This is a genomic window from Kurthia sp. 11kri321 (genome assembly GCF_001534765.1).
GTDB lineage: Bacteria > Bacillota > Bacilli > Bacillales_A > Planococcaceae > Kurthia > Kurthia gibsonii.
The window spans coordinates 1,022,116-1,044,181 of sequence record NZ_CP013217.1 but is presented as its reverse complement, the minus strand read 5'-3'; the positions used below and the strand labels follow the sequence as shown (position 1 = coordinate 1,044,181).

The window sequence follows — 22,066 nt, the reverse complement described above, 5'->3', positions numbered from 1 at the left end:
CAAACAGTTGCCTAAGAACTGACTTCTTCTATTCATTAATTATTTTGCTAATGTTTCATAAACAGATGCAAGTGCTGCATCCAGTTGATTCGCATCTTTTGCACCAGCCATCGCCATATCTGGGCGACCGCCACCTTTACCACCACATTGTTCTGCTACTGCTTTGACAATGTTTCCTGCATGGTATTCTTTTCCTGCGATTTCTTTTGTTACACCTGCACATAGCATTACTTTATCGTCTGCTACTGCACCTAAAACGATCACCGCATTTGACATTTTCGCTTTTAAATCATCCATTAGTTGACGTAATTGGTTATTATCTTTCGCTTCTACGCGTGTTGATAATACTGTTACACCATTGATGTCTTTTGCATTCGCTAGAATATCACCTGCTTGTGCTGCTGCCATCTTCGCTGATAATGATTCATTTTCACGTTGTGCATCTTTTAAATCATGTTGTAATGATTCAATACGTGCTGGTACGTCTTTTGGATTTGATTTTAAAGCGTGTGCTGCTGCTTCTAATGTGTGTTGTTCTTCCTTCACTGCAAAGTATGCTGCACGACCTGTTACAGCTTCAATACGACGTGTTCCAGCGCCAATACCGCCTTCTGAAACAATTTTGAATAAACCAATTTCAGATGAACGTTTTACGTGAATACCACCACATAATTCGATTGAGTAATCTGATACTTGAACAACGCGTACAACATCACCATATTTTTCACCGAATAATGCCATTGCGCCCATTGCTTTTGCTTCGTCAATTGGCATTTCTTCGATGATTACTTCGATATCATCCCAAATTTTTTCGTTTACTGCACGTTCAATTGCTTCAATTTCTTCTTTTGTTGTTGCACCGAAGTGTGAGAAGTCAAAACGTAAACGATCTGGACCTACATATGAACCTGCTTGGTTAACGTGGTCACCTAAAATATCTTTTAATGCACGTTGTAATAAGTGTGTCGCTGTATGGTTTTTCACGATTAAGTTACGTTCTTCGCGATTTACGCTTGCAATCACTTCATCTTCTACATTCATTTCACCAGACTCTACTACAACTGTATGCAATGACTGACCGTTTGGTGCTTTTTGTACGTCTTTTACAAACGCTGTGAATGCATCATTTGAAATCGTACCGTGGTCCGCTACTTGTCCACCCATTTCTGCATAGAAAGGTGTTTCAGTTAAAATCACAAGTGCTTCTTCACCTTCAGAAACAGTTTTTACTTCTTCGCCGTTTGCAACGATTGCTGTAATAACTGTTTCTGTTTGTAATGTATCGCCACCTACGAATGTAGAAGCTTGTTTTAAGTTTGCTAACACTTCTGATTGTACTTTCATTGAGTCAACATCTTGACGTGCTTCACGTGCGCGTGTACGTTGTTTTTCCATCTCAACTTCAAAGCCAGCTTCGTCCACTGTCATCCCAACTTCAGCAGCGTACTCTTCTGTTAATTCTACTGGAAAACCGTATGTGTCATATAGACGGAATGCATCTGCACCTGGAATAACCATTTCGCCTTTTTCTTTTTGCGTTGCAACAACTTCGTTGAAAATTGCTAAACCATCATTTAATGTTTCGTGGAAGCGCTGTTCTTCATTTTTAATTACACGTTGAATGAACGCTTCTTTTTCTTTTACTTGTGGGTAGAAATCTTGCATGATTTCACCAACAGTTGGTACTAATTCAAACATGAACGGTTTTTCGATACCGATTTGTTTTGCATAACGTACTGCACGACGTAATAAACGACGTAATACATAACCGCGACCTTCATTTGATGGAAGTGCGCCATCACCAATTGCGAAAGCAACCGTACGAATATGGTCAGCGATGACTTTGAATGGTGTATTTACATCTTCTTCTGTACCAAAAATTTCACTTAATTCAATTTCGCCAGGACGCATGTAGCGACGGTTTGCGAATTTTTCAATTGTTTCAATGATTGGCATGAATAAATCTGTGTCATAGTTTGTTGGAACATCTTGCATAACCGACGCAACACGCTCTAAACCCATACCTGTATCAATATTTTGCTTTGGTAGTGGTGTATATGTGTGATCTGGATTATGGTTGAATTGAGAGAATACTAAGTTCCAGATTTCTAAGTAGCGTTCGTTTTCGCCACCTGGATATAATTCTGGATCTTTTGGGTCGTTTCCGTACATTTCGCCGCGGTCATAGAAAATTTCTGAGTTTGGACCCGATGGACCTTCACCGATATCCCAGAAGTTTCCTTCTAAACGAATCAGACGTTCTTCTGGAATGCCAATTTCGTCTTTCCAAATGTTATATGCTTCTGTATCTTCAGGGTGAATCGTAATAGATAATTTTTCACCGTCGAACCCTAACCATTCTTTTGACGTTAAGAATTCCCATGCGTAATGAATTGCTTCTTTTTTGAAGTAATCACCGATTGAGAAGTTCCCTAACATTTCGAAGAATGTATGGTGACGTGCTGTTTTACCAACGTTTTCAATATCGTTTGTACGAATCGCTTTTTGTGCATTTACGATACGTGGGTTATCTGGAATAACCGAGCCATCAAAATATTTTTTTAATGTAGCTACACCTGAGTTAATCCATAATAATGACGCATCATTAATTGGAACAAGTGGCATACTTGGTTCTTGTTTGTGCTGTTTTTCAACGAAGAATTCGATATACTTACGACGAATATCTGAAGCTTTCATGTGTGTTTCCTCCTAAAATTTAAATGCGATGAAGTGCTTTTCAAACAAAATAAAAAGTCCCCATCCCTATGGAAAGGGACGAGAACTGTCAATTCGTTTTCGTGGTACCACCCTAATTTATAAAAAGTATCAAGCAACACTTTTTATCTCTTAGCACTATAACGTAGTGAACGGCAGGGATTAACTGCACTCTGGAATAGCTTTCCGTTATCAATCGTGAAGGTTTTTTCAGCCATGAAACCTCTCTCTTAACACAATCAGTATAACGTACTCTTTTCCGTCATCGTGTTCAATTATTCTACTGCTGATTATAAAATAAAGTCGCTTAACCTGTCAATGCCCGCATCCTATTAAAAGTTATGCATTCCCCAGTAACCAATCGGTTCAAATCCAATGCGCTCGTAAATCTTTCCTGCTTTCGGGTTATCGTAGAACAAACAAACTACCTTATCTTCTGCTAGTAATTCCTCACACATTCTATAAAGAAGTGCTGTCGCATATCCTCTTTCTACATAATCAGGATGCGTCGCTACACCGACAATCATCGCTGACTGTAAATTTTCCGCTGCCGTTGAGGCAACCGAAACAATTTGATCATCTTCCCAAAGCGCATACGTACGACCTGTTTGATTTTCAATCGTTCGAACCATTTGTTCCTCTGTTGTCGTACTATTTGCAAACTCTGGTATTTGTTGTAATAATGCACGGTGCTGTGGAATATCTTCTACAGTTGTTTTACGAATTGTAAAACGGTGTGGTGGTGCTTCTCCGATTAGTGCTGTACATTTTGCATAGTGCATCTTACCTGAGCGTTTAGGCGTTTTTTCAATTAAAGGATATAAAGACGTTAAAATATCGTACATACCAGATAAACCTAACAGTTGTTCATCTGTATTCACAATACGAGCGAAGCCTTCTACATCATATGTTCCTTCTGCATACATCACATACATATGGTCGTAGTTTAAAAGCAGTGCAATCAACTGCTCATCTTGAAATTCCCCGTAAAGTTGTTGTATGTCAGAGTCGTATCCATACGCCTCCAAGTCACCAATAATGAATAAATTCTCTGCTGGCTTTTTTCCAATCAACTGCAGTACTTGTTGATGGTCTTGTTCTGTCAATTGTCGAATCATTTCATCATCCCCTTTTAAAGTTCCAACGATTATATCACCACATGGATTAAAATGGAAATAAAAACACCTAAATCGATTTATAACAAATCAACTTAGGCGTTCTTCAATTTATTCATTTTCTAGTAACTCTTGTTGTACTTCAATTAAAAAATCACTTGGTTTACAACCATCCATACCAATCATTGGCGAGATGTCCATAAAATTGTCCATCGTTAGAACAAATGTATTGCGTTGAATCATCTCATCATTCGTTTCTTCTACTTCTACTTTTTGTTCAGTAGCTTCTTTTTCAGCAATTTGTTCAGATGTTTCACCAAGGCGCATCGCAAGTGTTGTCTGCCTTAAAACATCTGCATCATTTTGAATACCACGTAAAAATGTATCGGGTTCTCCGCACAAAATCAAAAAGTTTTTCGCACGTGTCAGACCTGTATAAAGAAGATTCTTTCGTAACATCTTGGCATAACTTCTTACAACGGGCATGATGACCATTGGGAACTCACTACCTTGTGATTTATGAATCGAACAACAATAGGCAAGTGTAATTTGATTTAGATCGGAGCGTTCATACGTTACTTCAATACCATCAAATGACACGATGACAACGTCTTGTTTTTCCGTCGTCTCTTTCGCTTTTAAAATCGAAATAATTTCGCCCATATCCCCATTAAAGACATTACTATTCGGCTGATTGACAAGTTGCAACACTTTGTCGCCAATACGGTACGTTGTGTCACCAAAGACAATCTCTTTCGTCTTCGCATTCTTTTTCGGATTGACAAACTCTTGAATCATTTTGTTCAATGCATCAATTCCGGCATCTCCTCTATACATCGGCGCTAGTACTTGGACATCGTGAATTGAGAATCCTTTTTTAAGCGCGGAACCAATCACTTGTTGAACGACGCTCGCAACTTGATTCGTATAGGCAGGGATAAAGGAGCGGTCTTTTGTTTTCTCGGTTAAATTCGTCGGTTGCTCTCCCATTTTCATCTGATGCGCCAACTCAATAATAGACGAGCCATCTGCTTGACGATACACATCGGTTAATTCGACCGTTGGAATCGCTTTTGAAGCGAGTAAATCTTTTAGCACTTGCCCCGGACCTACAGGCGGTAGCTGATCTTGGTCACCAACGAATACAATTTGACAGTGGTCATTTAATGCACGTAGTAATTGATGTGCGAGCCACGTATCAACCATCGACATCTCATCGACAATAATTAATTTACCACCGATTTCTCGTTCTGTTTCTTCGTCTTTATCTTGTCCATTAAAGCCAAGTAGACGGTGAATCGTCTGTGCAGGTAAGCCTGTCGATTCACTTAAACGCTTCGCGGCACGACCTGTTGGTGCAACAAGAATAATGGGGAATTCTTCGTCTTTTTTACTATATTCTTTCGGATCAAGTGATAATCCATGTAACTCTGCAAATACATCAACAATCCCACGTACAACGGTTGTTTTCCCTGTACCTGGTCCCCCTGTTAAAATCATAACCGCACTATTAATAGCTGTCTCAATCGCATGGATTTGTGTCGTCGCATAGGTCACACCAAAGCGTTCCTCTGCGTCACCAATCCATGTGCGAATTTCAGAAAGTGGAAATGCTGATTGTTGCTCATTCTTCTCTTTTAACTGCAAAATCTTTGACGCAATTCCCACCTCTGAATAATAAAGAGACGGTAAATAGAGACGTGTCTCCTCACCACATAACTGTCCATTTTCACCAAGACGAATAATCGCTTGTGAAATCTCTTCGTAAGTGAGTTGGATAGGCTGACTTTGTTCCAAAAGAGCTTTTGCTTGTGGAATAACCTGTTCAGCAGAGACATAGGTATGTCCTTCTGAAATCGATGCTTGATTAATAATATGTAACACTGCTGCTTCAATACGGTCTGGATGCTTTCCTTCAATTCCTAAAATAGCGCCTAAATCATCTGCACGCTGAAAACCCACTCCTTCTACATCTTGAATGAGTCGGTACGGATTTTCTTGTAAGAGTTGAAGTGTATCATCTAAATAGAGCTGATAGATTTTGATTGCTAATTGTGCGCCAAAACCCCATTCGCCTAATTTAATCATAATACGGTCCATCCCTAGATTTTGTTGGAGTACAAGTCGCAATGTCTCTTTCTTTTCTTCATTTAAACGCGGAATACCATCCAAAGATGAAGGATCTTGAATGATGACCTTAATTGCATCCGCTCCCAATTGATCGACAATGATTTTTGCTGTTCGTTGTCCGATTCCTGGGAATAAATCGCTTGATAAATACGAGATGACACCTGCTTCAGTTGCAGGAATCTCTTTTTCAAATGTTTCTGCTTTGAATTGTGTGCCGTATTTCGGATGGGTTGTCATACGCCCTGTAAAACGATAGAGCGCATCCTCTACTACCTTTGGAAAATATCCAGCGACAATCACTTCTTTTTCTTGGTAATCTGTATTCGTCTCTTGAATTTTCACTTTCACAATTGAAAATAAATTTTCTGCATTATGAAAAATAGAGACGACAGGTCGACCTACTACGAAAAATGGTTCATTCGCAAATAGTGAAAGATTTTCAGTCAACACTGTCCCCTCCTTTTTTATTGGTTATTCTTCTTTTGCTCAAGCATATCGTAAATATAACGCGCTTGATCAAATTCAGGTTGTAATGTGTAAGCTTGTTTTAAATGATACTGTGCATCTTTAATATTATCTGTAGAAACTGCAAATAATACACCTAAGTTATAATGTGCATCTGCATTATTCCAATCTTCATCGATAATATGACGCAGTTCTTTTTCTGCTTCTTCAAACATTTCTAATGAACACATTAAAATCGCAAATGATAAACGAATTTGTAAATCCTCTGGTGCTAATTCTGCTGCACGCTGTAAATAAGGAAGTGCTAGTTTCGTATTCCCACTTGCTTCAAGTGATTTTCCAAGCATGAAGTAAGCATCTGCCCCTTCAATGCCTTTACGAATTGAACGCTCATAAATTTTTGCCGCTTCTTCAAAACGCTCATTATTGTAATAAAGATTCGCTAAACCATAATAAGCAGTCGCTGCATCTTCATCCAATGTAATAGCTTTTTGGAAAAAGCGCTCTGCACGTTCTGTATCATCCATTGAAGCGAGTAGATTACCGAAGTTAATGTAGCCAATCGCTTCTTCAGGATTTGCTTCGATTGCTTCAGTAAATGCTTTTGCTGCATCTTCAAAACGCTTTTCTTGCATCGCTTTGATGCCTTCTTCATTATGATTCACAAAAATCCAACTCCTATTACCCTACATATGTTAATTTTTCACCGTTTTTAAATACTTCATCAATTGTACCGCCACCGATACACTCATCACCATCATATAATACAACCGATTGTCCTGGTGTAATTGCACGTGTTGGTTCTGAGAATGTCACAGACCAATCACCATTATCTAGTAATGTTACATCTACAGGCACATCTGTTTGACGGTAACGGAACTTCGCTGTGCAGCTAAAGTGCTTGTCGAATGTACGATTCGTTGTAAAGCTTGTTTTCACAGCCGTTAAGCTTGTTGAATATAACAAGTCGTTATGGAAACCTTGTCCAACTAATAAAACATTACGCTCTAAATCTTTACCAACTACAAACCAAGGCTCACCGTCTCCACCGATTCCTAAACCATGACGTTGACCTAATGTGTAATACATTAAACCGTCGTGTTTACCCATCACTTTACCATCAAATGTTTCCATATTACCTGGTTGTGCTGGTAAGTACTGGCTTAAGAATTCTTTGAAGTTACGTTCACCGATGAAACAGATCCCTGTTGAGTCTTTTTTCTTCGCTGTCGCAAGTCCTGCTTCTTCTGCAATTTCACGTACACGCGGTTTTTCTAAATCACCGATTGGGAACATAACATGTGATAATTGTTCCTGTGATAATTGATTTAAGAAGTATGTTTGATCTTTATTATGGTCCACACCACGTAACATTTTCACGCCATCTTCTGTTTGTTCAACGCGTGCATAGTGACCTGTTGCAAGATAGTCTGCACCTAACTTTAATGCATGTTCTAAAAAGGCTTTAAATTTAATCTCTTTATTACACATTACATCTGGATTTGGTGTACGTCCTGCTTTATATTCTTCTAGGAAGTATGAGAATACTTTATCCCAGTATTGTTTTTCAAAATTGACAGCATAATAGGGAATCCCAATTTGATTACATACTTTAATGACATCTTCATAGTCTTCCGTTGCTGTACATACGCCATTCTCATCTGTATCATCCCAGTTTTTCATGAAGATACCGATAACATCATAGCCTTGTTTTTTTAATAGGTACGCTGCTACAGACGAGTCAACGCCACCCGACATCCCTACGACAACACGTGTTTTTGAGGGGTCTTTTACTTCATTCATTTTCTTCTCACCTGATTTCTATACATTCGCTAATCTTTGTACAATATCTACTGTACGTTTTGCAGCTTCTGCTACTGTATCATCTGTTAGCCCATATCCGAAACTAAAACGAATCGAATTACGCAATTCTGCAGAATCTTTTCCAAACATCGCAACTAAAACATGTGATGGATCAATTGAACCTGCTGTACATGCTGAACCACTTGATACCGCAACACCAGCCATATCTAAATTGACAAGGAATGACTCTACATCCATTCCTGCAAAGCTTATATTCAATACATGCGGTAGACCATTTTCGACTTGCCCATTAACTTTAAAATGAATCCCACTCGCTGTAAAGATGTCTACTACGATTTGTTGATATTTTTTCAACTGTGTACGTTTTTCATCCATTGTTGCCTGTGCAATTTCGACTGCCTTAGCAAACCCAACAATCCCTGGAATATTTTCTGTACCCGCACGACGTTTACGTTCTTGCTCCCCACCTAAAATCAGTGGTTGCAAAGGCGTATGTTCTCGTTGATATAAAAATCCGACACCTTTTGGACCATTCAACTTATGCGCTGAAGCAGATAATAAATCAACTTTTAACTCGTCTACATTGATTTTTTCAAGTCCAAATGCTTGCACTGCATCCGTATGGAATGTCGCTTGATGTTCAGTTAATAATGCACCAATTTCTGCAATTGGTTGTATAGAACCTACTTCATTATTACCTGCCATAATCGTAACGAGAATCGTATCTGCGCGAAGTGCTTGTTCTACATCTGCAACTGATACAACTCCCTGTTCATTAACAGGTAAATAGGTCACTTCAAAACCTTCTGTTTCAAGCTGTTCACATGGATGTAATACCGCATGATGTTCAATTGCTGTTGTAATAATATGACGACCTTGCGCTTTTTTCGCATAGGCTGTTCCGCGAATCGCTAAATTATCTGCCTCCGAGCCACCACCCGTAAAGATGATTTCATTATCTTTGGCTTGAATAGATGTTGCAATCACATGACGTGCATCATCTAAATATTTTCGTGCATGGCGACCAAGCTGATGGATACTTGATGGATTACCAAATACCTCTGACATCACTTCTGTCATCACTTGAATCACTTGTGGATGCATCGGTGATGTTGCCGCATGGTCTAAATAGATTTCGTTCATGAAAAAAATCTCCTTTAAATATAGAACATAAAGTTTTCATCTGTGTTTTCGTCTGTATATTTCGCTAAATCTTCCAGACTTGTTGTATCCAAAACTGTTTTTACAGCATCGCGAATACGCATCCATAACTCACGTTGTGGTGGTGCTTCATTTTCGATTCCTTCTACAGGTTGAATCGGGCCTTCTAATACTTTAATCACATCTGCTGTTGAAATCAAATGTGGTGGCTTCGATAACATATAACCACCGTAAGCACCACGTACACTCTTGACTAAACCCGAGTTACGAAGTGGTGATACTAATTGCTCTAAATAAGCTTCTGATAAATGATTATCTGCGGCGATTTGACGCAGTGGAATTGGTCCTTGTCCGTACTGTTTTGCTAACTCAATCATAATTGTAAGCCCATAACGGCCTTTTGTTGAGATCTTCACTCGTATGCACCTCATCTAAATTATAAATTCTTTATCGTTAAATTATAACATATTACCACCCATCGTACTTGGTTTTGCTATACTATTATTTATTATGTAACATTCTTATTTAAGGAAAGGAGCAGATGATTATGCCGAATGAACCGCTTGCCTACCGTATGCGACCACAAAATATAGAAGAAATTGTTGGACATGAAGACGTGATTGGACCTAACACGCATCTCTATAAAATGATTCAAAAAGGACATGTACCGTCTATGCTCCTCTACGGAAATCCAGGTATTGGCAAAACATCAATTGCTTATGCTATTGCAGGAAGTGTATCTATTCCTTTCTTTGCATTAAACGCCACACGCGCTGGAAAAAAAGATGTCGAAGGAATTGTAGCGGAAGCTCATTTTTCAGGTCAAGTGATTTTATTTTTAGATGAAATTCATCGTTTTAATAAATTACAACAAGATACGTTACTGCCACATGTCGAAAATGGTTCGATTATTTTAATTGGTGCAACGACCGAAAATCCATTTCACGACGTGAATCCCGCCATCCGTTCTCGTTGTGGTGAGATTAAACAATTAAAACGACTGACAACTAAAAATCTAGAACAATTAATCCGACAAGCATTACAAGACGAAAAGCGTGGGCTTGGGCGTTATAACATTCAAATCACAGAAGAGCAAATTCACCAAATTGCACAGGCTGGGAATGGAGATGCGAGAAAAGCATTAAATTTATTAGAGTCTGTTTACTACGCTGCTGATGAAGAAGATGACGTAGCAATCGTAACAGATAAATTAGTCGCACAACTCGCTGAAAAGATTGGTTTATATGGAGATGCGAAAGGTGATCAATTTTATAATTTATTATCCGCTTTACAAAAATCCATTCGCGGTAGTGATGTCAACGCCGCACTTTATTATTTAGCGCACTGTTTAGAAAATGGCGACTTAATCGCAGTGAACCGAAGACTACTCGTCATTAGTTACGAAGATGTCGGCTTAGCTGACCCACAAGTCGGACCTCATGTGTTAGCAGCTGTTCAATCGGCTGAACGCCTTGGTATGCCAGAAGCACGCATTCCACTTGCGCAAGCTGTCATCGAAATGTGCCTCGCTGAAAAATCAAACTCTGCGATAAGTGCCATTGACGCCGCAATCCATGATATCCATACAGGCAAAACCGGCGACATTCCTATGCACTTACGTGACACACATTATAGCGGTGCAGCAGAACTTGGAAATGTCGGCTATCAGTACCCGCATAATACACCAATCGGTACATTCGGTGGTTGGGTGAATCAACAATACTTACCTGACGAACTCGTAACACGCGAATACTACACACCTGTTATCGCAGGTAAAGAACAACGCATGGCTACCATTTACGATAAATTAAAATCATTCAAAAAGAAAAAATGAGAAACAGCCATGCGCTGCTTCTCATTTTTCTTATGTCGTTACTTTTAAGACGGTTTTAATTTTTTGCATAATCCCACCAGAGCTATATGTGAGAACACTTCGTTTATAGAATGTCACACTAATTGTGAAGAGTAGTGCAACTGTAGCGAATAAAATAGCGAGTGAAATCCATACCGATACAGTTGAAATATCCGTCGCACCTAAACGTAATGTCATAAGCATACCTGATGTAAATGGAATATACGAGAATACTTTAATAAGTAAAGAATCTGGATTCGAAATACCTGAAAGCATCACGTAAAAACCGATTAACATAATGAATACGCCTGGCATCATTACTTGTGAAGCTTCTTCTACCTTTGATACGAGTGAACCTGCAAGCGCACCAATTAATAAGAACAGGATGATTGATAATAAGAAGAAGAGAATGACATAGATAAAGTAAGTAGCTGGTAGTTGACCGAGCATCTCTTGTAAACCATCTGTCACTGATTTCTTCGCTGTGAATTGAATGAGAATATATGCACCGACTGCTAAAATCGCAATTTGCGTTAAGCCTGTTAAAAATACACCAATTAATTTAGAGAATAAATGTGTAGATGGCTTAACACTCGCCATTAATACTTCTAATACACGAGAGCCTTTTTCAGAAGCAATATCGGTTGTAATCATTGATAAATAACTTGTGACGAATAAATAGATTAAAAAGCCCATAATATATGCAATTAGAATACCTGCTGACTTTTCTTCAGCTGTTTTATTCGATGTTTTCTCTTGTAAATCGACTTGTTTTACAACTGTATTCGTCTGTAAAATTTTCGCTGCTTGCTCAGCTGATAAATTTAATTGTTGTACACTATATACTTTTCCTGCATTTTCAGCAAGTGCATCAATTTTAGATTGAACTTGTAAATCAAGTGATTTCGCTGTTGCAAGTTCAACAGCTAATTGTTGATCTTTTGATGTTAAATAAACTGCTGCATCGTATTTTTCCTTTTTGACAAGTGCATCTACTTCTTTTTTCGATTCTTTGACAACTTTGAACTTCACTTCTTTATCCGAAGGGAATTGTTTTGCTAAATCAAGTTTTGTATCATCTACCAGTGCGATTGTTACATACTTATTGTCATCTGTAAAAATCCCTTTAATACTTGACCAGTTCACTGCTACTGCAATAATAGCTAAATATAAAAGCGTTAATAATATAAAGGACTTCGACTTAATCTTTTGAAGATAAAGTTGCTTAATGAGTAGTCCAAGTTTATTCATTTGGCGCACCTACTTTCAATTTAAAGATTTCATCGAGCGATAAATAGTCCATACTGAATTTGTCCATATAAGAACCTTCACTAATCGCTTGGTATAATGCTTCACCATAACTTTCGTCTTGTAGATATAACGTGTAACCATCTCTCGTCTGCTCCACACGTTCGACACCTTCCAATACTTCAAGCTCTGGTTTTGTTTTCGCCGTACGAATACTCAGTTTGATTTTTCCGTATAGCGCCTTTAACTCTTGTAACCCACCTGTATAAAGCGAAGCACCTCTTTTTAAAATACATAAGTGGTCGCATAGTTCTTCGACATTATCCATTTGATGACTTGAAAATAAAATTGTCGTTCCTTGCTTTTTTAAGTCTAAAATCGCATCCATTAATAACTGACGATTCACAGGATCTAGCCCACTAAACGGCTCATCCAAAATTAAAAATTCTGGTTTATGAATAAAACTCGCAATCAGTTGTACTTTTTGTTGATTCCCTTTTGAAAGTGTCTCTGCTTTATCATTTCGCTTATCTGTCAGCTCAAATCGTTCTAACCAGTACTGAATTTCCGTCGTTAATTCTTTTTTTGATTTCCCTTTTAACATACCGAAAAAGTAAAGCTGTTCTTCTACTTTCATTTGCGGATAAATGCCACGTTCTTCAGGTAAATAACCTAAAAAATCCCGCTCTAGCTTATGTACCGATTTTCCTTTCCATAAAATTGTTCCTTCTGTCGTATCTTGAAGATTTAAAATCATACGGAAAGTCGTTGTTTTACCTGCACCATTTTGACCGATTAATCCGAAGACTTCTCCTTCATTAATCGTGAAATCTAGTGCATTGACAGCAACAAAGTCTTTATACTTTTTTGTTACCTGTCTCACTTCTAGTGTCATGGAACACACTCCTTTTCATGTTATCTATTTATTATACAGAATAAATAAGTAAAAAGTTTCATTTATTTCCAACGTGGTTGTAAAAAATAAAAAGTAGGACACCGTTTACTACGATATCCCACTTTATACATCATACTTCTTGTCGCTCCTGTATAATACGCTTCGCTACTTCATAACCACCTTTTACAACAATTGGTGAACCACCACCTGGATGAACGGTTCCACCTACATAGTAAAGGTTATCTAGTTTCAAATCGTGGTTCGATGGTCTAAAGAAACTTCCCTTCCATGTATTCGAAGCTTGTCCATAAATTGCTCCTTGTCTAACAGCAAATGTGTCCGCAATATAATGCGGTGGCAAAGCTTTTCGTTCAACAATTTGTTCTTCTTTAATCCCCCATTTCTGAAGGGCATCATCCACTTGCTCTACTAAGCCATCTTGTGAGGCATAAAGATTTGCGGGTGCGTTAACCAAAACGAACAGTGCTGGTAATCGACTCGAATCAGATGCATATGGATAACAACCATAGACACTCGGCTTACGCGCATAATTCCCTTCACGTAATGTCTTAAATTCGGCTACATAATCATTACTAAATAATAAATTATGATGATGTAAATCAACCGGCTCTTTTAACGCGATGAGTTCTACGTAAGCAGAAGTTGAAAGTTCTCGCTTCGGTATTTTTCGACCTAGTAAAGATTGCATGACATCATAATCCATATCACTCACAAAAATATCCGCTTCATAACGCCCTTTTTCTGTTTCGCAAAAGCGAATTGTATCGCCGTCCATCGCGAATTTCAAAACTGGTTCATTTAGATGAAGTTTAACACCTTGTTCGCGTAATACACGTTCAAATGTTGCCGCAATATTCGGTGGTCCACCCTCTAAAAAATAAGTTCCTTCAACTAACTCAAAATAGGCAATCATCGCAAATGTCGCAGGCGTTTCATATGGAGAAGAACCGATATATGTCGCAAAGCGATTGAATAACTGTCGAATTTTCTTATTAGGGAAATAATGACCTAAAAATGCATCTAATGTTTGAAATGGACGAGCTGCCATTAAATTTTTCATTAATGAAGCCTTTGTATAATCTTTTACATTAAAGAATGTTTTATTTAAAAAAGCTTTTTCACTTAGATGAAATAGACGTGTAATCTCTAAAATAAAAGCTGGATAATTTTCTGCACTCACTGGATCAATAAGCGCAATTTGACGCTGCATCTCCGCTACGTCTGTTGTAAATGTGATTGTGGCATCTTTAAAGCGATGTGCAGTCGGTTGTTCCACTCGCTGAAATGGTAAGGCTTCTTTTGGCTGTATAAAAGGCGCTAGTACATCCCAAAAGTAACGTGGCATTGTAAGCGTGTTGGGACCAAAATCAAATGTATGCTCACCGAGTTGAATTGATTGCATCTTGCCGCCTAACCAACTATTTTTTTCGAAAACTTTCACATCGTAATGCGTACTTAATGTGAGTGCAGTCGCTAAACCACCTAAACCACCCCCCACAACAATCGCTGTCGGCTTCATAATATACGTCCTTTCCAATAAGTATTTTTTTGTCTAACTGTTCGAATCATTGTTGTGATGAGTAATACACAATAAACGATGGCACTAACAGGCATAAGTAGCGTATAGATATTCAACTTTTTCGCAAGTAAATCACTAATTAAACGCATGAGTGTAATACAAACGAGCGGCACTAATAATACATACTTTGTTATAAAAACCCCATAGATTGCCAAACCTACTGGACTGACAAAGTAAAGAAAATAGAATACGACTAAAAAAATGCCTGTTAGATAAGAATGATTAATTCCTCTAAAACAGTTTTTTTGAAACCCTTGCCATGTTTCTTGGCGATTCGCATACATCGCGCAAGATACGAAGTCGGTAATATTATAGAGCATGGCTTTTTTATCATGATGCTTTAAAATACGAAATAATGCCACATCCTCTACTACCGCATCTTTTACAGAAGCATGTCCTCCAATTTCTTCGTACACTTCTTTTCGAATTGCAATAAATGCACCACTTGCAGCGGTTGCCGCTACCATACGTTGATGATTCGCAAGTGCGATTGGTAGATGGAAATAAACAAAAAAATGAAGCAATGGCGTTAACAGACATTCCAACACATTGCTCGCTTTAAAACGAGGAAAACCCGTTAATGCATCAATCGGTTGTGTAAACATCGTTGCCACTGCTTCTAATGTTTTCTTTTGAAGCGTTACATCTGCATCAATCCAAAGGAGTACATCACCACTTGCTTCATCTGCTAATACTTGGCATGCATGTGGTTTACCACGCCATCCTTCTGGTAAAGCTTTTCCTCGAATCATGCGAAAGCGTGTATCTTCATGTAATCGCTCTTCGATTAACTGCGCTGTGCAATCTGTTGAATCATCATCATATAGAATAAATTCTGCATTTTTATACGTTACATTTTTCAAGCTCATCATTAATTCATGTACATGTGTTTCTTCATTTCGTAGTGGCACTAACACACTTATTTTTAAATCATTATGCTGTGCTACTCGTAATTTCTTCAAAAATTGAATATTGAAAATCAGCCAAATAAGTCCGATTAAAAAAGGTATGGTTATTACCATAAGCGTACAAACCCTTCTTCTTCTTTTGCAATTACTTGTGCTTTTAAACAATCTAAATAATATGTCATACCTTCTTGAATCGATGTTCGCTTACTTGCCGGTTGATAATCCATCCGACAAGCTACTTCACCTTTTAAACCGTCTGCATATGAATAGTAAATTGAAATATATAAAATCCCATGTTGAGGGAATTTACTTATTATTTTGTCCATACCTGGTTGAATCGTCAAAGGTCGCTTTTCCTGATGTTCTTCTACACCTTGCGGAAAAAGTGTAATCGTATTCGTTTTAGCTAGTGCATACATCTGTTTGATTTCAGATACTTTAATCGGCTTTGAGATAGGAAATGTTCCAATCCCCTTAAACAAAGGAAACTTTTTCAAGCCCTCTGCACTCATACCTGCGACAATGTTTGAAGGCAAATAGCCTCGCTTGAATAATTCAAAAAGAACGAGGCTATCATAAAAACTACTATGATTGACAACGACCATACACGGTTCTTGAATCGTTGTCAGATTGACTTTCATCGTTTGAAACATTCTTCGCATCATGAAGCGCTGACCAATTTGAAAGAATAATAAATTAGATTTTTTGCGAATCATTTGCAGCACCCCTTATAAATTGGAGTAGTAAAAAACCAATCACTCCAACGAAAAATGCTAAGTATAGTTTGGATAAAATAGCAATCCATAAGAATAAAATAACGATGGTCCAAAAGACGACACGCATTTGTTTAATCATGTTGACGCTCGGCTCGTTTTTACGCGTACGTGGTAATAATAATTGTAAAATAAAAGCAACGACGAACCAGCCAATAAAGTTACTCGCTGGTATTCCATAATACGCGCTATTGTCCTCCCAAATCCAATACTGCTTTGCAACGAAAGCAACAGGATCAAGAATTAAGTCTAAAAGAACGACATAGAGAGCTGCAAAGAAAGCGCGAGAAAAACGATGTTTTAGACGAATCGTTAAAGCATGACCTGCCATAACCATAACAATCCATGCAAACCCTATGCCGATTGGAACACCGAATAATAATGGTGGAAAACGATCGGTATAATCATAATTACCAAAAAAGACATTAAAATAGGCACTTAATCCTTCCACACTAAACGTAACAATCCAAATAAAGATGGAAATGAGTAAACCTTTTCCGTTCCCAAAAGCATGCATTGCATAGCGAACTGCAATTAAGCCAGCAAGAATTAAGAATACACTATTTGCCCACTCCAACCATGGTGGAATGAGGCTGAATCCAACGAGGATACAGCCAATTGTAAACCAAACTAGATATAGCCTATAAACTAGCATGACTCAATTCCGTAATACGATAATCTAATTCTTGTGGTAGCGGCTTGATTGGGAATGTTTTTTGTCCATCTCGCTCTAACATTAAGTTCGCTGTAATACGTGCGGATTCAATAATGATCGGTAGACCACTGCCTGGGTGCGTTCCGCCACCTACTAACCAGCAATTCTCGTATGGTGCAAAGTGATTGTGAGGTCGGAATGTCATCATTTGATTTAATTGGTGTCCAAGGTTAAATGTTGCACCTTTATACACATTCATTTTTTCTTCCCAATCGATTGGCGAATAGATTAATTCCTCTTCGATGTGTGAAGCTAAATCTGTTAGACCAAGACGTTCTTCAAGTGTTGCAATTAATAAATCACGGTATTGTTGCTTCACTTCATTCCATTCAATCTCACTGAAGTTATTTGGAACAGGTGCTAATACATACAATGTCGATTTACCAGCTGGTGCTAGCGTATCGTCTGTTACCACTGGATTTTGAACGTAGATTGACATATCTTTTGAAATCACTTTTGTACCAGAGATTTCTTCCATGTTTTTGCGGTAATCTTCAGCAAATAGGATTGTATGATGTTGTAAATCATATTGTGTATCGATTCCTAGATACAACATGAATGTTGAACAAGAATATTGTTTTTTCTCAATTTTTTGTGGTGACCACTGACGTTTTTTCGGTACATTTAATAGCTTTGTTAAAGCATAACCGAAGTCAGCATTGATGACTACATCGTCACAATGAAGGAGTTGTCCATCCTCTAAACGGATACCTTCAATGCGCTTTTTATACTGTACAACTTCTTTAATTGGTGTATTTAAATGAATTTTTACGCCTTGTTCTTCCAATACTTTCGCCATCGCTTTTGTTAATTGATTTAAACCACCTTTTAAGTGATAAATTCCGTAAGCTTGTTCGATATACGAAAGAATCGAGAATGCACCAGGGCAATTCCACGGTGACATACCTAAATATTTTGATTGGAATGTAAATGCTAGCTGTAATTGTTCATCATCAAAATACTTTCCTAATTTATCCATTAAAGATTTACCAAATTCTAACTCTGGTAGCGCTTTTAATGTTTCAGGAGCTAATAAATCCGTCACGCTGTCCATCTTACGTTGTAAAAGTGGCGCAAGTGCTTCTAGCTTTTTATGTGTTTCTTGTAAATAGCGTGTATAACCTTCTTCGTTACCTGGGAAGGTTTTTGAGATTGTTTCAATCATTTGATCGTAATCTGAACTTACAGTAAAACGCTTGTCCGCATAAACCAACTCATAAAGAGGTGATAGTGCGACTGGCTCTACATAATCTTCTAATGTACGACCTGTTAATTCAAAAATTTCACGTACTAAGTACATCATATTTAAAAACGTTGGACCGCGATCAAATGTATAATCACCTAATTGGATAGAACTTGTACGTCCACCAACAAAGTTTTCTTTCTCAAATACTTCTACATCATATCCTGCATGCGCTAATAACATGGCTGATGTTAGGCCCCCTGGACCTGCACCGACTACATAAATTTTTTTCATTTATATTTCCCCCTGTAAAGGATTAGTTGAGTATAATTGCAGCATTTTTACATATCATTCCTACTGTATTAAATATACCAGTAAGTATAATTAAATTTATACCGTTAATTCATTTTTGTCAAACCTTATTTAATAAAAGGTTGGACAAAGTTATAAAAGCGTCTATAATGACTAGTACATACTTCATTGTGAGAGGAGTTGATTCCATGGATGATTTTTCTCAAAATTACTCTATATCTAGCGTTGAAGCGATTACTGGGATTAAAAAAGAAACATTGCGTAAGTGGGAACAACGCTATGACTTTTTACATCCGACACGACTAGAGAATGGTTATCGTCAGTATTCACAGCAACAAGTAGAGTTTTTATGTTTATTACAAAGTCAATTGCAACAAGGCATTTCATTAAAAAAATCTATTCAGTATGCAACTGAGCAAACTGAAAAAAGACCATCTACACCTTCTCTTGTCGAACCTTTTCTTTACCAATTACTCGCCTATGGAGAAGAATGTGACGAAGAAGCTTTTTCCATCACATTACATCAAGCTCGTCAAACACTTGGTTTGACCGTTTACTTGCAACAACTTATTCGACCTTTTTTACAAGAGGTTGGAAGGCGTTGGATGACAAAACAATGGTCCGAATATCAAGAAAAATTCGTATCTACAATTATTCAAAATCATCTTGTTGAAGTGAAACAACAAATCCCTGTTTCTAAAAATGCACCACTGGTGATTGGCGCTTGCTTACCATACGAAAACCATGAACTACCTTTGCACATTCTACTCTTACAAATTCTATTAAAAGGTTATCGCGTATTTTTAATTGGACGTTCACCAGCAGCAGGTACAATCGAGGACTTTGTAGATAAATTACACCCAACTGTTGTACTATTATCAGCTACAACTCATATACCGTTGGATCAGCCAAACTATTTATATGAATTGGATGAGTTCGCCAAAAGGCGTCCAAAAATAACTTTCTTCTTAGGTGGTACAGGTGCTAATCAACTGATTGAAAGAAAACCTTTGACAACCATTACGATTACACATACGCTTGAACCGATTTGGAATGCATTAAAAAAGACTACTTCTTAAAAATCGAATCTTCTTAGAGGGTTCGATTTTTATTTACATTTTCTCTGCTTCGTATGTAATGGTATAAAACTATTTTGTCCAACCTTTGCTCAAGTAAGTTGTATAATACAAAATAACGTATTATTCAATTATCTATTCGACTAGTTTTCGCTCCACACGCACACAACCTCATTCTTCTTACTCTTTAAAACGTACCCCTTTTTAAATTCCTCTAGTCCTTAATTCAGTTATAAAGAAAAAGACATAAAAGATATGTACATATTTATACATATACCCCTTAATTATACAAAAAAGATTGTTTTTTCATGTAATCATACTTCCAAAAACAATTCTTTCAATTAATTATGAAATTTTTTTACAAATATTAAAGACTCATACTGTTCAAGTGTACCACTTATTTCCTTAAAAAGAATTTATTTCGTCTTATTTACAGTAAATCAAAAAAAGCTTCCGACGATTTGAATTATTCGTCGAAAACTTTTTATAATTTATTGATTTTTTACTGTTGCAATATGAATCGGTGATAAAATATCACGTACTACCCAACTCGCTGCAATCAAACCTACAGATGATGGAACGAATGCATTAGATGATGGTGGCATTTTCGCTTTACGAATAGCTGCATCTGGATTCCCAACTTCTCCTACAACATCTGGACGAATCACAATCGGGCTTTCATCTGAGAAAATAACAGGCACGCCCTTTTTAATCCCCTCTTTACGAAGTTTTGTACGAATGACTTTTGCAAGTGGATCTGTATGTGTTTTAGATATATCTGCAATTTGGAATCGCGTTGGATCCATCTTATTCGCAGCACCCATACTTGAGATAATTGGAATATCACGCTTTAAGCACTCTTTCATAATATGAATTTTATATATTACTGTATCTGATGCATCAATAACATAATCTGGCTTGTAGCTGAAAAATTCTTCATATGTTTCTTCTGTATAAAACATGTGTAAATCATGTACTTCACAATCTGGGTTGATATCTGCGATACGTTCTTTCATGACTGCTGATTTTGAGCGTCCGATTGTTGACATATATGCGACTAACTGACGGTTAATATTTGTAATATCCACATCATCTTTATCTACTAAAATAATACGACCAATTCCAGAACGTGCGATGGCTTCTGCTGCGAATGAACCTACTCCACCTACACCTAGAATAGCGACTGTCTTATTTTTTAATAACTCAATACCTTCTGTACCCACTGCTAACTCATTACGAGAAAATTGATGTAACAAAATAACCCACTCCGATATGTTTTTTGTAAGTATTCCTACTTAATTACTCTGAAAAAAATATACAATGTAACGCACGTAATTGCAAGTAAAAATCCAAACAACTCGAACGCATAACGAATTGTTTGGATTCTTTTTAAATCGTTAAATCAGTTAAGACAATCACATTTGCATGTTCTTGTAATGCTGTAACTGGAACATCGATTGTTTTTTCACCATGAATAAATGCTTCAAGTGCAGCACGTTTTTTTTCACCTACTGCAATCAGTACAATTTGTTTCGCACGAAGAATAGATGAAATCCCCATCGTAATCGCTTCTGTTGGTACTTCATTAATCGAATGGAAAAAACGTGCATTCGCTTCACGTGTCGACTCTGTCAATGTTACAACATGTGTAGGCGCATCGAATGGCGTCCCCGGTTCATTAAAACCAATATGCCCATTCTCTCCAATTCCTAGTAGTTGAAAATCAAGTGTTGTTGCTTGCAATTTTTGTTCATACGCTTTAGCTTCTGCTTTTGCATCTTTAGCTTCACCATTCGGTAACGTCGATTTTGCAAATGGCTTTTGATTAAATAAATGCTTTTTCATAAAAGATACATAACTCTCTGTATGTGTCGCAGGTAATCCTACATACTCATCTAAATTAAAGCTTTCACATGTAGAAAAATCTAAATCACTCGCACAAATTTTCTCATATAAAGGAATCATCGTTCCTCCAGTTGCCAAACCAAATGTTTTTGCGCCATTTTCTTTTGCTTCTTTAAAAAGCTCCATACCTCTTGTGTATAATTCATCTAAATTCGAAATTACTTCTAATTTGATTGACATAGTTTACTC

At 37.5% G+C, this 22,066-nt stretch carries 18 protein-coding genes and 1 other annotated feature; of the genes, 2 read left to right on the top strand and 16 right to left on the bottom strand.

The window, feature by feature from the left end; genetic code table 11:
* Window positions 1–39 precede the first annotated feature (39 nt).
* The 7 genes from alaS to cymR form a co-directional block, all read right to left on the bottom strand.
* Window positions 40–2,697, bottom strand: a complete 2,658-nt coding sequence (gene alaS, locus ASO14_RS05300) for an alanine--tRNA ligase (RefSeq protein WP_068452469.1) — start codon at window positions 2,695–2,697, stop codon at window positions 40–42.
* 71 nt (window positions 2,698–2,768) lie between these two features.
* Window positions 2,769–2,990: a binding site (T-box leader), on the bottom strand.
* 57 nt (window positions 2,991–3,047) lie between these two features.
* Window positions 3,048–3,833 carry a GNAT family N-acetyltransferase gene (locus tag ASO14_RS05295; RefSeq protein WP_068452466.1) on the bottom strand — a complete coding sequence of 262 codons (786 nt, stop codon included), beginning with the start codon at window positions 3,831–3,833 and terminating at the stop codon, window positions 3,048–3,050.
* A 108-nt stretch (window positions 3,834–3,941) separates the two neighbouring features.
* Window positions 3,942–6,407 carry an SF1B family DNA helicase RecD2 gene (gene recD2 / locus ASO14_RS05290; RefSeq protein ID WP_068452463.1) on the bottom strand — a complete coding sequence of 822 codons (2,466 nt, stop codon included), beginning with the start codon at window positions 6,405–6,407 and terminating at the stop codon, window positions 3,942–3,944.
* 17 nt (window positions 6,408–6,424) lie between these two features.
* Window positions 6,425–7,090: a tetratricopeptide repeat protein gene (locus ASO14_RS05285; protein WP_068452460.1), complete on the bottom strand. Its 666-nt coding sequence runs from the start codon at window positions 7,088–7,090 to the stop codon at window positions 6,425–6,427.
* A 16-nt stretch (window positions 7,091–7,106) separates the two neighbouring features.
* Window positions 7,107–8,228 carry a tRNA 2-thiouridine(34) synthase MnmA gene (mnmA, locus tag ASO14_RS05280; RefSeq protein WP_068452457.1) on the bottom strand — a complete coding sequence of 374 codons (1,122 nt, stop codon included), beginning with the start codon at window positions 8,226–8,228 and terminating at the stop codon, window positions 7,107–7,109.
* An 18-nt stretch (window positions 8,229–8,246) separates the two neighbouring features.
* Entirely contained in the window at window positions 8,247–9,392 is a 1,146-nt protein-coding gene (locus tag ASO14_RS05275; protein WP_068452454.1) for a cysteine desulfurase family protein, read from the bottom strand.
* Between the two features lie 14 nt (window positions 9,393–9,406).
* The gene (gene cymR, locus ASO14_RS05270; protein ID WP_068452451.1) at window positions 9,407–9,826 is read right to left on the bottom strand and encodes a cysteine metabolism transcriptional regulator CymR; all 420 of its coding nucleotides are present in this window, start codon (window positions 9,824–9,826) and stop codon (window positions 9,407–9,409) included.
* A 131-nt stretch (window positions 9,827–9,957) separates the two neighbouring features.
* Here cymR and ASO14_RS05265 point away from each other — a divergent pair, with 131 nt between their 5' ends.
* Complete coding sequence (locus ASO14_RS05265; protein ID WP_068452447.1) at window positions 9,958–11,244, top strand: replication-associated recombination protein A; 1,287 nt, start codon at window positions 9,958–9,960, stop codon at window positions 11,242–11,244.
* A 30-nt stretch (window positions 11,245–11,274) separates the two neighbouring features.
* Here ASO14_RS05265 and ASO14_RS05260 read toward each other — a convergent pair whose 3' ends face one another.
* The 7 genes from ASO14_RS05260 to ASO14_RS05230 all read right to left on the bottom strand — a co-directional run bounded on the left by ASO14_RS05260 (window position 11,275) and on the right by ASO14_RS05230 (window position 18,878).
* Window positions 11,275–12,513, bottom strand: coding sequence for an ABC transporter permease (locus ASO14_RS05260; RefSeq protein WP_068452444.1), 1,239 nt, complete (start codon window positions 12,511–12,513; stop codon window positions 11,275–11,277).
* On the bottom strand, window positions 12,506–13,405 hold the full coding sequence (locus ASO14_RS05255; protein ID WP_068452440.1) for an ABC transporter ATP-binding protein: 900 nt from the start codon (window positions 13,403–13,405) through the stop codon (window positions 12,506–12,508). Before ASO14_RS05255 ends, ASO14_RS05260 begins: the two co-directional genes overlap by 8 nt.
* A gap of 130 nt (window positions 13,406–13,535) precedes the next feature.
* Window positions 13,536–14,945 carry a phytoene desaturase family protein gene (locus ASO14_RS05250; RefSeq protein ID WP_068452437.1) on the bottom strand — a complete coding sequence of 470 codons (1,410 nt, stop codon included), beginning with the start codon at window positions 14,943–14,945 and terminating at the stop codon, window positions 13,536–13,538.
* Window positions 14,942–16,027 (bottom strand): glycosyltransferase family 2 protein, encoded by a 1,086-nt coding sequence (locus ASO14_RS05245; protein WP_068452434.1) that lies wholly within the window; start codon window positions 16,025–16,027, stop codon window positions 14,942–14,944. The genes ASO14_RS05250 and ASO14_RS05245 overlap by 4 nt, the downstream gene beginning before the upstream one ends.
* On the bottom strand, window positions 16,021–16,629 hold the full coding sequence (locus tag ASO14_RS05240) for a 1-acyl-sn-glycerol-3-phosphate acyltransferase (RefSeq protein ID WP_068452431.1): 609 nt from the start codon (window positions 16,627–16,629) through the stop codon (window positions 16,021–16,023). The genes ASO14_RS05245 and ASO14_RS05240 overlap by 7 nt, the downstream gene beginning before the upstream one ends.
* The gene (locus tag ASO14_RS05235; protein ID WP_068452428.1) at window positions 16,610–17,341 is read right to left on the bottom strand and encodes a carotenoid biosynthesis protein; all 732 of its coding nucleotides are present in this window, start codon (window positions 17,339–17,341) and stop codon (window positions 16,610–16,612) included. The genes ASO14_RS05240 and ASO14_RS05235 overlap by 20 nt, the downstream gene beginning before the upstream one ends.
* Window positions 17,328–18,878 (bottom strand): phytoene desaturase family protein, encoded by a 1,551-nt coding sequence (locus tag ASO14_RS05230; protein ID WP_068452425.1) that lies wholly within the window; start codon window positions 18,876–18,878, stop codon window positions 17,328–17,330. Before ASO14_RS05230 ends, ASO14_RS05235 begins: the two co-directional genes overlap by 14 nt.
* 206 nt (window positions 18,879–19,084) lie before the next feature.
* Here ASO14_RS05230 and ASO14_RS05225 point away from each other — a divergent pair, with 206 nt between their 5' ends.
* Window positions 19,085–19,975 (top strand): MerR family transcriptional regulator, encoded by an 891-nt coding sequence (locus tag ASO14_RS05225; RefSeq protein WP_068452422.1) that lies wholly within the window; start codon window positions 19,085–19,087, stop codon window positions 19,973–19,975.
* Window positions 19,976–20,463: 488 nt separating this feature from the next.
* Here ASO14_RS05225 and ASO14_RS05220 read toward each other — a convergent pair whose 3' ends face one another.
* Window positions 20,464–21,228 carry a tRNA threonylcarbamoyladenosine dehydratase gene (locus ASO14_RS05220; RefSeq protein ID WP_068452419.1) on the bottom strand — a complete coding sequence of 255 codons (765 nt, stop codon included), beginning with the start codon at window positions 21,226–21,228 and terminating at the stop codon, window positions 20,464–20,466.
* A gap of 133 nt (window positions 21,229–21,361) precedes the next feature.
* Complete coding sequence (locus ASO14_RS05215) at window positions 21,362–22,057, bottom strand: glucosamine-6-phosphate deaminase (RefSeq protein ID WP_156422333.1); 696 nt, start codon at window positions 22,055–22,057, stop codon at window positions 21,362–21,364.
* Between the last annotated feature and the right edge of the window lie 9 nt (window positions 22,058–22,066).